The following is a 12,962-nucleotide window of genomic DNA, read 5'->3' on the forward strand; positions in this document are numbered from 1 at the left end:
CTTACCTCATGAATATTCAAAAAAACGGATGTTAGAACAAGCTATCAGTTATCCTCGCCTTTAATCGCAGCCGCGCTTTTTTCATCGACTACAGCGGAGACCCCACCCTTGGAAGTATCCCCGTTTGAGCTTGTACTCGCAGTGGTATCGGTTTTTGTATCAGTATTCGTTTTTGCTGTACTGCCTGTTTGGTTAGTTGCTACGCCGGTAGTCGAGTCCGGTGTTTCCTCCGGCTTTACTCCGGTCACGGTTTCTTTGGCTGGCTGGAGCGTCACACTGACGATTCGCTTGCCACTCACCATTTGTGCCTTTTGCGAGACAACATAACCTTCGCCGCTTACCTGAACGCCCACCTTCATGAGCGTCAACACTTGCAGCGTGTCACGCAACGAGACACCTGTAAAGTCGGGAATGGTCATGTTAGCACTATCCTCGGTCAGCAAATAAATGCGTTGTCCCGGCTTCATTTTAACGCCTGCCTCCGGGTACTGACGGACAATTTTGGAGCCTTTGCCGACCGTTTCATAGGCAATCCCCTGTTCGAGCAATGCGTTTTGTGCATCCTTCTTCACCTGACCGGTTAATTTTGGCACCGTCGGCAAATTCACCGTTTTCACAGCAGCACTATCTGATTTATTATTCGCTTTGGCTCCCGTTTTGGGAACCCCCATGTATTGCAGCGACTGGGATACGATTTTCTTGAACACAGGGGCTGCTGCCGTACCCCCGCCTACTGATTTGTTAGGTTCGTCCATAACAATCAGAACAGCTATTTTCGGATCATTCACGGGTGCAAAGCCGATAAAGGACACGACATCCTTCGAATGGTCATACACTTTGCCCACGACTTTCGTCGCCGTACCTGTTTTACCAGCAACACGGTACCCGTCAATATAAGCAAGACGCCCGGTTCCAATTTCTTGGTCAGACACAACCTGCTCCAGATAGCTGCTGGTCTGTATTGCCGATTCCTGCGAAATCACCTGGCGGACTTCCTTCGGTTGAATCGTCTGTACTTCCCCTGTATCCGGGTTCGTAATTTCCTTCACCAGATGAGGTTGCATTAGCTTACCACCGTTAGCAATGGCCGAGATAGCCGCTACCTGCTGGATTGGCGTTACCTGAACACGTCCGTGTCCATATGCAGCCGTTGCGACTTCGGATTTGTATTGGGTGTGGAACGTAATGGCTCCGCTAGACTCACTCGGAAGATCAATACCTGTTTTCACACCAAATCCGAAGTTGTTGATATATTTCTTCAGCCTTTCGCCGCCCAGCTTATACAGCCCCAGATGGACGAAACCGACGTTACTTGAACGCTTAACCCCTTGAAGATAGGTTAACGTTCCCCAATTTCGACTCACGTCACGAATATCCCATCCCCCAACTCGGATCATACCAGACTGATAGGTTTCATTTGGGTTGAATACCTTTTCCTGAACTGCCGCAGCCAAGGTTACAATTTTAAACGTGGAGCCTGGCTCATAAATGGACTGAGTTGCATTATTGCGAAAAAAATCCAATGACGATGTGCTCCCGTATGTATTGGGATTAAAATTAGGATAACTCGCCATACCGAGAACGTCCATCGTTTTGGGATCTGCCGCTACAACCGTCATCGTTTTCGGATTGTATGTTGCAATAGCTTCCTGCATAGCGTCTTCTATATAATACTGAATCGTGTCATCAATCGTCAGCTTTAAATTCTTACCATTTTGTGCAGGTTCATAATTGCTCTCCGATCCCTGAAGAGGAACTCCCTTTAGATCCCGCTGATAAAGTAGCTTTCCGGCCGTGCCCGAGAGCTCTTTATTATAATAGGCTTCCAATCCCATGCCTGCTGTACCGTCTTTCCGGTAATAGCCAAGAACATGAGAAGCCAGCTTATTTTCCGGATAATAGCGTTTGGATTCCTGAACCGTGTCCACAGCTCCAATCACTTTGTACTTATCCTTTAAATATTCTTTGAACGTATCCACCTGTACCTTGACCTCAGGATCTACCTTCCAGCCTCCATTACGGATCTCGCGGTTTTTTAAATAGTTACCGCCTTTGTCCTTGGCCGAAAGATGCTTTCTCAGTTCGTCCTCAGGTGTTTTGAGCAGCTGATGCAGTTTGGCTACGACCTCGTTTTCCAGATCATATTCCTGAATGATGCTTGGGTTGACCACTACCGTATAGGCAGGGGCATCTGTAGCCAGTACATTTCCTTTACGATCCGTAATCGTTCCGCGCTTGGGCTGGATCACCTGGTCTCTTTCCACCTGCGTAACTACCTGATTATGCCAGTATTCCCCGCTCACGACCTGAATCCAAAATACCTTAAGTAACAGAACAAGAAAAAAGAGGGTAATACATCCCCCTATCAGCAGTGTGCGAAGCTTTATTCTTTTGACCATAGCTCAACCTCTCTGCAAAAAAATGTACGTCAGAGCATAGCTTAATGCTATGCCCTAACTAACTAATTGGCAGCCTGCTTTTCCACACGAATGGGCTCTCTAGTCGGCTCGATATATCCCTGTTCCTTTGCCGTAGGTACAATCTGATTTTCCAGCCGTTCCTTCTGAATCTTCAGTTGGGCGATATTGGTCTGTAATTTGGAAATGTCCTTGCTCGCTGTATTAATCGAATAATTGATTTGATAAATGTGCGCGTACCTGCCAATCAGCATACCAGCAATGACAATGCACGTTACAAGTGTCAAAAGATACAGCAGCTTTTCCCGAATCGGCAGCTCTCTACGGCGTGTAACGACTTTAGTGGTTTCACGATACCGTTGTTGCTGAACCTGTTCCTGACGGGCTCTTTCTTTTACAGCCAAATTACCGCGTGTATAAGCCATGTCGCCTCTCCTTCTCCATTAAATTTACAATTTTTCGGCAACTCTCAGCTTGGCTGACCGAGACCGTGGATTAAGCTCCAATTCCTGCTCTGACGCCACAATCGGCTTACGATTCACCAGCTTCAGATCCCCTATCATTTTGTCCTCCAAAACAGGCAAATCAGATGGATAGATGCTTTTCGCCAAATACTCCTTGAAAATATGCTTGCATATCCGATCCTCCAGAGAATGGAACGTAATAACCGAAATTCTGCCCCCTGGAGCCAGACATTTTACTGCCTGATGCAAAGTATCTTCCAGTGCACCCAACTCATCATTCACAGCGATTCGCAAAGCCTGAAAGCTGCGTTTGGCCGGATGTCCCCCGGTTCTGCGTGCCGCAGCCGGAATTCCTTCTTTGATAATATCAACAAGTTCCCCTGTGGTGTGAATAGGCTTGTTTTTTCGGCGTTCAACCATAATCTTCGCGATCCGGCGTGAAAACTTTTCTTCTCCGTAGTGAAACAAAATACGCGCAATCTCTGCCTCCGACCATTCATTGACAATCTCGTAAGCCGTCAGCGAGCTACTCTGATCCATCCGCATATCAAGCGGCGCATCATGATTGTAGCTGAATCCCCGTTCCCCCTCATCGAACTGGGGCGAGGACACACCCAGATCGAACAAAATACCCTGGACCTGCGGGACGCCGTCTTTTTCGGGCAATCCCAGTTCAGCCAGCCTGTCCTGCAAGTGGCGAAAGTTGGATTTCACCAATGAAATCTTTCCTTCGTAGGCCGACAGCTTCTCGTGTGCATTGTTCAATGCCCAGTCATCCTGATCAAAGGCAATCAGCCTTCCCTCAGGGCCAAGCTGTGACGCAATGACGGAACTGTGTCCTGCCCCTCCCAACGTGCAGTCCACATAGATCCCGTCCTGCCTGATGTTTAGTGCCTGTGTTGCTTCTTCCTTGAGTACGGTAATGTGGTGAAACAAACGGCTGACCTCCTAAATTACAATTCAAAGTTGAAATCAACCAATTTCTCAGCAATGTCGTTAAATGCTTCTTCTGATTGGCTGAAATATTGCTCCCAAGTGTGCTTGCTCCAAATCTCTACCCGAGTGGACACTCCCAATACGACGCACTCTTTGGTAAGCTTGGCGTATTCGCACAAATTCCCCGGTAAATTTACCCTGCCCTGTTTGTCCAATTCGCATTCAGTCGCGCCCGAGAAAAAAAACCGGGTAAACGCCCGCGCATCGGCCTTCATCAAAGGCAGTGCTTTAAGTTTTTTCTCCATGACAGCCCACTCATCCATGGGATACACGAAGAGGCATTGGTCCAGCCCGCGGGTAACCACGAACGAGGCACCGAGAAGTTCACGAAACTTGGCCGGAACAGTAAGCCGACCCTTCTCATCAATGCTATGTTGGAACTCCCCCATAAACATTGGTTTCGTCACCCCTTACCCCATTCTCCCACTTTGGCCCACTTTCCACCACCTAAGCATAATAGATTCGCTTTAAAAAATCAAAGACCTTCTTTACATTTCCAAAAAGTAATAAACAACAAATCTGTACGGTGATGTCTGTTATTGTTGCCACGTATCATAACACGCCAAAAAGCCCCTTTTTCCATGAAGACGAACTCCCGACAATATTCATCAGGTTTCGAAACAACATGAAAATAAAGGGCTTAGTCTCATTCATCATGCCAACCTTTACAAACACCTGTGTTACACGTTAAAACCTTTGAACCCGGCCAACGTGACCGGCAATGCTCAAGTTATGCATTCCAGCTATCCAGATAAACCTTTTGGTCTTCTGTTAAAGAATCAATCTTGATTCCCAGGCTATCGAGCTTGAAGCGGGCTACCTGCTCATCAATTTCATAAGGTACATTAATTACAGCTTTGCCCAGCTCATTATAACGATCGTTCACATATTTCAAGCCAAGCGCCTGAAGTGCAAATGTCGTATCCATAATTTCCGCAGGATGACCATCCGCCGCAGCCAAATTCACGAGGCGTCCTTCTGCCAGTAAATACATTTTACGTCCATCCTTGAAGCGGTACTCCTCAATGTTGCGACGCACCGTCCGAATGGATTCGGAACGTTTGGCAAGCTCAGGCTTACTAACCTCCACATCAAAATGCCCCGCATTACACAGCACAGCCCCGTCCTTCATGACATCAAAGTGCTCTCCGGTAATTACGGCTTTGTTGCCAGTCACCGTAATGAAAAAGTCGCCCAGCTTGGCTGCTTCCACCATTGGCAACACATGGAAACCATCCATATGCGCTTCTACCGCCTTGATTGGATCAACTTCGGTTACAACCACTTTGGCTCCCAGCCCTTTCGCACGCATCGCTACCCCTTTACCACACCAGCCATAACCCACCACGACGACCGTGCTGCCTGCCACAACCAGGTTGGTTGTGCGAATAATGCCGTCGAATGCTGACTGCCCGGTACCATAACGATTGTCGAACAAATATTTGCAGTAAGCATCGTTAACGGCCACCATCGGGAAGTGGAGTTGACCCTCTTTTTCGAGCGCCTTCAAGCGGATAATTCCGGTTGTCGTTTCCTCAGCTCCACCACGGATGGTAGAAATCAGATCAGGTCGTTCGGATTGCAACAGAGTAACCAGGTCGCCTCCGTCATCAATAATAAGGTCCGGCTTCGTTTCCAGCGCCTTAATTTGCAAGCTTTTAAACTCAGCCGGGTCCGGATTGTATTTAGCCAATACCGTAACTCCATCTTCAACCAATGCTGCACAAACATCATCCTGTGTGGACAACGGATTACTACCCGTAATCGTGACCTCAGCCCCGCCCGCCTGTACTACTTTAGCCAGATAGGCCGTTTTGGCCTCCAGATGCAGACAAATGGTTACCTTCAGACCCTTAAAAGGTTGCTCCTGCTCGAACTCTTGACGTATACGGTTCAATACCGGCATATGGGCTTCCACCCAATCAATTTTCAGATGGCCCTCAGGTGCCAATTTAATATCGTGAACGATGCTGTTTTGCAAAGATTGGGAAGTCATATTTATTCCTCCTTCATATTGGTTGTTGCTGTTAGCATGCTAAATCATACATAAATGACACGATGCGTACCCGTCAGATCGGTAGGTACATCCATAATCATATCGATCAGGCCAAGGCCGTAACGGTTTAGAAAATGATAAATCGTATACACCCGTTCCTGCGGCTGTTCGAACGGAAAAAGTGACCACTCGATACGATCCCATTGACGAAGCGCTGATTCATTTTGCCGGAACAGTGCTTCCTGAACTTTTGCTTCCAGATAGGAAATCTGTTCCAGAATCTTCTCGCGATTAGTCTCTCCAAGCCGGAGTAAACCTTTTTCAATCAAGCCTGACTGCTGTATCAGCGGTTCGTATATACGGACAAAAGCTTCCTTGGCCCCGGCAAACTGCTCCTGCATTCCAAGCTGATCGTGGGTGACAATCCATTGCTTTTTCCGTTCCTCAAGCCCGTCTCTAACTTCGCCAAAGCTCAATTCATACTTCAACATATGCTTTTCCACACCTGGCTCTACCAATGTAAAGGACATCCGTGGCAGCAGTAATGGCATCTGCATCCCCAGCACGCCGAAGGCATCCCGTGTAATCGCCCAGTAGGCAATTTCTCCTAGTCCCAGCACAGAGGCCAGCACCGGAAATAGTGAGTCCTGCATAAGAGGACGGGTTAGGACATTGTTACTAAAACGTTCCGGGTGCCTGTCTGTCTCTTCGAGCAGTTCTTCGACTGTAAATGCCACCTGACCGCGGCGATCCGTGAACAGCCCATTTTGCTTGAACAGCAGCAAGCGTTCTTCTTCATGGATATAAAAGAGATTCGCGCCGCCTTCATGTACATCTGCTTGCAAATGATAGCCGTAATCTACAATCCGTGCAGCAGTCGCCCGGTAAGCTTGCTCCAGTTCATCATTGTGCTGAACCAACCGACGGAAAACGGATGCCTCCAGCTTGCGCAACGAAGGATCAGCAGAATCCAGCAGCACTAATCCGTAGGCACCGAAAAGAAGTCCCAGCAGTTTGGCGAAGCTTTCACTTAGTCCGTATGAGTCATCAAAACCATGCTCAATCATGCGTAAAATATCAGCCTTATACTCTGAGTCGGGCAAGCTTTGCTCTATATCAGCCATGGCTTGCTTCCACTCTGCGCCATCGACCTTAATGGCACTAACCGAAGAACGACGTTCCGGCTGCTTATTGAGCTTGATTTTGACTGCTTGCGGGTCATTCGCCATTACATAGGTATGATTGACTTCATCCCAGTCATGGTCCTCACCCGCAATCCAGAAAACGGGAATAACCGGACGCCCCAGCCGTTCCTCCGCTTCCCTGGCCGCCTTAATAATCGTAGTAGCTTTGTAAACGACCAGCATCGGACCTGTGAACAGTCCGCTTTGCTGCCCGCCAGCTACCACCAGAGCGTCTGGTTGCTCCAGCCGATCCAATGAAGCATAAACCGCCTCGTGTGCGTTGTATTGCTCATTGTATATGCGGAGACATGCTACGACATCCTTACGGTTTAATCGCAGATGCTCCGTCTCATCCAGTCGCTTCGCTCGTTGGGCATAAGCATCGGCATGCAGAACATCATATTCATACAAATCGCGTGCGCGTCCTGTACCCTGTATGTAATCTTCTGCCAAAGCCGACCCTCCGCGAAGCTCTTCCGGAATTATTCTCATGGGTCTGCCTCCTGTCTCCACCAAAACCTTACTGCTTGATTGTACCGAAAGCCCTTGTCCGCGTCAAAGCTTCTCACAAAAAAAACCGCCGAGCATACTCGGCGGTTGGTGCATAAAACAACATCAGGCGTAAGGCTCAGCTACAAAATGTCCTTTGGACACTTCGATCAGCTTGGCATTTTCCAGGTTATAGGCTCCTGACTTATTGCCGGACGCATCATTTGTATGAATGGGGCCGGCTTGATCACCGGGCATAATAATCCGTTTTTTGTTGGCTTCAACTTCCGGATCGGGAATCGGAATCGCCGATAGAAGCATTTTCGTATAAGGATGGATCGGGTTTGCATACAACTCCGCGCTTTCTGCAAGCTCAACCATTTTACCCATATACATTACGGCTACCCGGTCACTGATATGCTTGACCATCGAGAGATCATGCGCAATGAACAGGTATGTCAGACCAAGACGCTCTTGAAGCTCTTTTAATAAGTTGACAACCTGAGCCTGAATAGAAACGTCAAGAGCCGAGATCGGCTCATCACAAATAATGAATTTAGGATTAACCGCCAGCGCGCGGGCAATACCGATCCGTTGACGCTGTCCACCGGAAAACTCATGCGGATAGCGGGTTGCATGGTCTGGGTTCAAACCAACCAGATCCAGCAACTCTTCAATCCGTTTTTTACGTTCTGCACGGCTACCCGCCATATTATGAATATCCAATGCCTCACCGATGATATCAGAAACTGTAAAACGCGGGTTCAAGGATGCATACGGATCTTGGAAGATCATCTGCATATCACGGCGCATAGCTTTCATTTTACCTGGTGATAATTTGTAGATATCCGTACCGTTAAAGCGCACGCTACCTGCTGTAGGCTCGTATAAGCGAAGAATGGTACGGCCCGCTGTAGATTTACCACAACCTGATTCACCAACCATACCTAGTGTTTCACCCTCGCGAATATAGAAATTCAGGTTGTCCACCGCTTTGAGCACACGGTTTTTGCCAACATTAAAATACTTTTTAAGACCTTCAACCTCAATTAAATTGTTGCTACTCACCATGATCTCACCTCCTATTTCTTCAGCTTCGGATCAAGCGCATCACGCAATCCATCACCAAAAAGGTTGAACGCAAGCATAATCAAACTGATCAAACCTGCCGGGAAAAGCATACGCCATGGATAGTACATCCATCCTGTCAATGCTGATTCAATCATTGAACCCAGCGAAGCTTGAGGAGCCTGTACCCCTAATCCCAAGAAGCTCAGAAAAGCCTCGGAAAAAATAGCACTTGGAACCGTCAAAGTCAGTGTGACGATAATCGGGCCCACAGCGTTAGGCAACAGGTGACGGAACAGCAGACGGCCTGCACCAGCGCCCATCGAACGGGAAGCAAGCACAAATTCCCGATTTTTCAGCTGTAGCATTTCACCACGCACAATCCACGACATGTTAATCCACCCGGTCACACAGAGCGCAATAATAATCGTCGTGATACTTGGCTCCAAAACAACCAGCAGCAGGATCGTAACAAGCAGATATGGAATGGAATACAGAATTTCAGAAAATTTATTCATGATTTCATCTACACGGCCACCAAAGTAACCCATAATTCCACCATAAATTACACCAATCAGCAAGTCAATCATTGCTGCTGCCAAACCGATAGTCAAGGAAATTCGGGCACCCATCCATGTACGGACAAACATATCACGCCCCAGATCATCTGTTCCGAACCAATGCTCCGCCGAAGGAGGAAGATTGGTGCTCAACAAATCATTCGTGCGGTCATCGTATGGCGAAAGCATCGGACCAACTATCGAAGCAAGTACAATAAAAATCAGAACGCTCAGGCTTGTCATTGCCAGTTTATTTTTACGAAGCCGTTCCCAAGCATCACGCCAAGCGGACAAGCTTTCGCGCTGAATAACTTCAGACTGCTTTTCATCCGCTCCGATTTTCTGAAAGTCTTCCGGTTTTACCTGAAGCTTCTCCAAATTCACAGCATTGTCTTTCACAGACATAAAGTTATCCCTCCTTCCCGCCGGTCAGCTTAATCCGTGGATCAATAAAACCGTATGCAATATCAGTAATAAAACGTGCCACCATTAGCAAAATGCCGTAAAAAATAGTAACTCCCATAATCATGGTATAGTCACGGGTCGTAATACTGTCTACGAACACTTTACCGATACCACCAATCCCGAAAATACGTTCAATAACGACGGAACCGGTAATGATATTTGCTGTCATAGGCCCAACATAGGTAACAACCGGCAAAATGGCGTTACGTACAACGTGTTTAAACATTACCGTAACAGGCTTCAAACCTTTAGCCTTGGCAGTCTTAATATAATCCGCATGAAGCACTTCCAGCATGCTGGAGCGCGTTAGTCGAGCGATAAACGCAATTGGCGAAGCGGATAAAGCTACAACAGGCAGGACATAGTCCATTGGACCATCAAAGCCCATGACATTAAACCAGCCTAGCTCCTGAGCAAAGTAGAACTGAATCAACGATGCTAAAACAAAGCTGGGAACCGCAATCCCCATAATTGCTAAAATCATCGCTACGTTGTCAATAAGCCTGCGATGGTACAAAGCTGCTAGCATACCTAACAAAAGTCCGACAATAATCGACACAATTATGGCGACAAAGCCCAATTTAAGCGATACCGAAAAAGTTTGTCCAATAATGTCAGTTACACTTTGATTCAGCTTTTTCATGGAAATACCAAAATCACCTGAAGCAATATCACCTAAGTATTTAAAATATTGGACATATACAGGCTTATCCAGCCCATATTGCTCCATTAACCGGGCTTGAATCTCAGGAGAAGTCGCTTTTTCACTCATGAAGGGGTTACCCGGAATTGCTTTCATGAGAAAAAACGTCGCAGAGATCAGAATGAACAAAGAAAGCAGCATATAGAAAAATTTACTGATCAAATAACGCGTCATTGCCCGTTTACACCCCCCATAAATTTTTTTCGACACCATTCGATTTTATCGAAATAGAATTGGAATGTCCAACCTACTATTTGCATGGTTACATGATAATGGAAAAGACCATGACACAAAAAAAAACGGGATATATATGGTTGTATCCACATATATATCCCGAAGTAACTATCAAACTTCAGAATTGAGCTTCAGTTACTGTGTAATATACGCTCTTGTGAAATCAATCGCTCCACTAAAGTCAAGCGCGATGCCTTTTACATTCGGTTTCGTTAAAGAAACATTTGAATAGTAGTAGATCGGAAGCATAACCATATCGTCTTGAACCAGAATTTTCTCTGCTTTTGCGAAATCTTCCATGCGTTTTGCTGGATCGGTTTCTGTCTTAGCTGCTTGAATCAAAGCATCGTAGGCAGGATTAGCGTAGCCAGAATTATTATTAGTGTTGCCTGTTGTCCACATATCCAGGAATGTCATTGGATCATTGTAGTCTGCAGACCATCCACCACGAGCGATTTGGAAATTCAGCTTGTTACGTGTTTGAATAAATACGCCCCACTCTTGGTTTTGGGTTTTGATGTCCACACCAAGGTTTTTCTTCCACATATCAGCGACTGCCAAAGCAATCTTTTGGTGACTTTCACTGGAGTTATACAGCAAGGTTACCGGAGGAAGTGTAGTTACGCCTTCTTCCTTCATACCTTCTTGAAGCAATTTCTTCGCTTCAGTGAAATCTTCTTTGAAGTAATCATCTTTATGCTCAGTACGGAATTCTTGAGATACTCCTTTGATACCTGGAGGTACAAAGCCGTATGCAGGAATTTGACCGCCCAATGTTACTCTTTCAACGATTGGTTGGCGTTGAATAGCCATCGCAAACGCTTTACGGATTTTAACATTGTTAAATGGTTTTTCAGTTACATTAAATATATAGTAATACGTACTTGCAATCCCTTTAGCCTCAAATTCGTTCGGCAATTCTTTTTTCACAGCCGGAATTTGGTCGGTAGGAATTTCACCGCTTGGCAAACCAGCGTAATCAAGTTGTCCACTTCTGTAAGAAGCCAGCTCTGTTGCACCGCTGTTTACAAGGGACATCGTAATTTTGTTCAGCTTGATTTGGTCTTTACCCCAATAGTTTTCACTCTTGGTCACTTCGATCTTTTGACCGCTGTCCCAAGTTGTTAAAGTGTAAGGTCCATTGGTGATCATCTTGTCTTTCTGTACCGCCCACTTGTCATTGCCCTTAACAGAAGGGTTTACAGGGTAGAAGGTATAGAAAGAAGTCAAGCCCAGGAAGTAAGGAGTTGGGTGATCCAGCTCTACTTGCAATGTATGGTCATCAACTGCTTTGACACCTACATCTTTGAAGTCTGTAATTTTAGTGCCCTTAAAGGATTTCGAAGTGCTCAGGTTGTAACCCTCAGCATTTTTGATATAGTACAATTGGTAAGCATATGGAGGTGCTGGAGCCGTGGAAGGATCCAATACCCGTTGCCAAGCAAATACGAAGTCACTTGCTTTGACCGGGTCTCCATTGCTCCATTTTGCATTATCACGAAGTTTGAATGTGTAGGTTTTGCCGTCATCGGAAATTTTCCAAGATTCAGCTGCGCCAGGAATTTCTTTGCCATCAGGACCCATACGCACGAGACCTTCATACAAAGTTTTCAGAACCGTGTTCGTTTGACTATCCTGAGCCTGTGCCGGGTCGAATGTTGGCGGCTCGGATGCCAGATTAATGCGCAAAATCTGTTTGTCGGCCGGAGCCGGCGTAGTCGAGGTGTTTTCTTGTGCGCCCTTGCCATTGTTATCGTTCTTGCTGGAGCCACAACCTGCGAGCAGTGCGCCAACTGCAAGAACGAGTGTCAAAAGGACTAAAAAGCTTTTCCTTTTCATCTAGCGTTTTCCCCCTAGTTCTAAAGTGGTATATGTTTATAGATTATACAACCAGCGGTCAAAAAAATCTACATCACATTTTTTGAAATTGAGCTTTTTTTTCAAAAAAACATGCTTAATTCATAATTTTTCGGGTTTTCATGTCATGTTATATCACATGTTATTGAATATATTTTTAAAAATGCCAACAATAGTTAATAGAATATACGCTAATGTCATGGCTATAAAAGTTAATCTCCACACTGCTCTACATAATCTTTTCCCATCGACCTTACCCTTTATTCGATTTTGGGCTCCTCCAATTAAACCCAGCGCCAAAAGTAGCAGCAGTAATATCAAATAAAAACCGAATCCGGATGCAAAAATGACATTAAAGAGCGCCGCGACGGATAGTATCAGAAAAGCCGTGGTAATGTCCATAGATATAAGCAATGACTTCTTTTTCCCCAGTTTAAGCAGGTAGCGGCAAACCGCAAACACGATCAGAAACGGAAAAAAGGGAAGAATACTAAATGTGATGATGGTACCTTGTATGAGACTCAACTGA

At 46.1% G+C, this 12,962-nt stretch carries 11 protein-coding genes; all 11 read right to left on the minus strand.

Annotated features, from left to right (window positions below; all coding sequences use genetic code 11):
* Positions 1-44: 44 nt before the first annotated feature.
* Positions 45-2,399: a penicillin-binding transpeptidase domain-containing protein gene (locus AC0WRU_RS16070; protein ID WP_476125525.1), complete on the minus strand. Its 2,355-nt coding sequence runs from the start codon at positions 2,397-2,399 to the stop codon at positions 45-47.
* A 62-nt stretch (positions 2,400-2,461) separates the two neighbouring features.
* On the minus strand, positions 2,462-2,842 hold the full coding sequence (locus AC0WRU_RS16075; protein WP_025685739.1) for a hypothetical protein: 381 nt from the start codon (positions 2,840-2,842) through the stop codon (positions 2,462-2,464).
* A gap of 24 nt (positions 2,843-2,866) precedes the next feature.
* Positions 2,867-3,817 (minus strand): 16S rRNA (cytosine(1402)-N(4))-methyltransferase RsmH, encoded by a 951-nt coding sequence (gene rsmH / locus AC0WRU_RS16080; RefSeq protein ID WP_476125526.1) that lies wholly within the window; start codon positions 3,815-3,817, stop codon positions 2,867-2,869.
* Positions 3,818-3,834: 17 nt separating this feature from the next.
* The gene (mraZ, locus tag AC0WRU_RS16085) at positions 3,835-4,272 is read right to left on the minus strand and encodes a division/cell wall cluster transcriptional repressor MraZ (protein WP_007431201.1); all 438 of its coding nucleotides are present in this window, start codon (positions 4,270-4,272) and stop codon (positions 3,835-3,837) included.
* 335 nt (positions 4,273-4,607) lie between these two features.
* On the minus strand, positions 4,608-5,873 hold the full coding sequence (locus AC0WRU_RS16090) for an adenosylhomocysteinase (protein ID WP_476125527.1): 1,266 nt from the start codon (positions 5,871-5,873) through the stop codon (positions 4,608-4,610).
* 44 nt (positions 5,874-5,917) lie between these two features.
* Entirely contained in the window at positions 5,918-7,549 is a 1,632-nt protein-coding gene (gene bshC, locus AC0WRU_RS16095) for a bacillithiol biosynthesis cysteine-adding enzyme BshC (RefSeq protein WP_476125528.1), read from the minus strand.
* 123 nt (positions 7,550-7,672) lie between these two features.
* Positions 7,673-8,617, minus strand: coding sequence for an ABC transporter ATP-binding protein (locus AC0WRU_RS16100; protein WP_025685743.1), 945 nt, complete (start codon positions 8,615-8,617; stop codon positions 7,673-7,675).
* Positions 8,618-8,628: 11 nt separating this feature from the next.
* Positions 8,629-9,579, minus strand: a complete 951-nt coding sequence (locus AC0WRU_RS16105; RefSeq protein WP_476125529.1) for an ABC transporter permease — start codon at positions 9,577-9,579, stop codon at positions 8,629-8,631.
* Between the two features lie 4 nt (positions 9,580-9,583).
* The gene (locus tag AC0WRU_RS16110) at positions 9,584-10,516 is read right to left on the minus strand and encodes an ABC transporter permease (protein ID WP_025685745.1); all 933 of its coding nucleotides are present in this window, start codon (positions 10,514-10,516) and stop codon (positions 9,584-9,586) included.
* Positions 10,517-10,711: 195 nt separating this feature from the next.
* Positions 10,712-12,415, minus strand: coding sequence for a peptide ABC transporter substrate-binding protein (locus AC0WRU_RS16115; protein ID WP_476125530.1), 1,704 nt, complete (start codon positions 12,413-12,415; stop codon positions 10,712-10,714).
* Positions 12,416-12,568: 153 nt separating this feature from the next.
* Positions 12,569-12,958: a DUF3397 family protein gene (locus tag AC0WRU_RS16120; protein WP_476125531.1), complete on the minus strand. Its 390-nt coding sequence runs from the start codon at positions 12,956-12,958 to the stop codon at positions 12,569-12,571.
* Positions 12,959-12,962 lie beyond the last annotated feature (4 nt).

The sequence above is a fragment of the Paenibacillus sp. 1-8 genome (genome assembly GCF_056316205.1).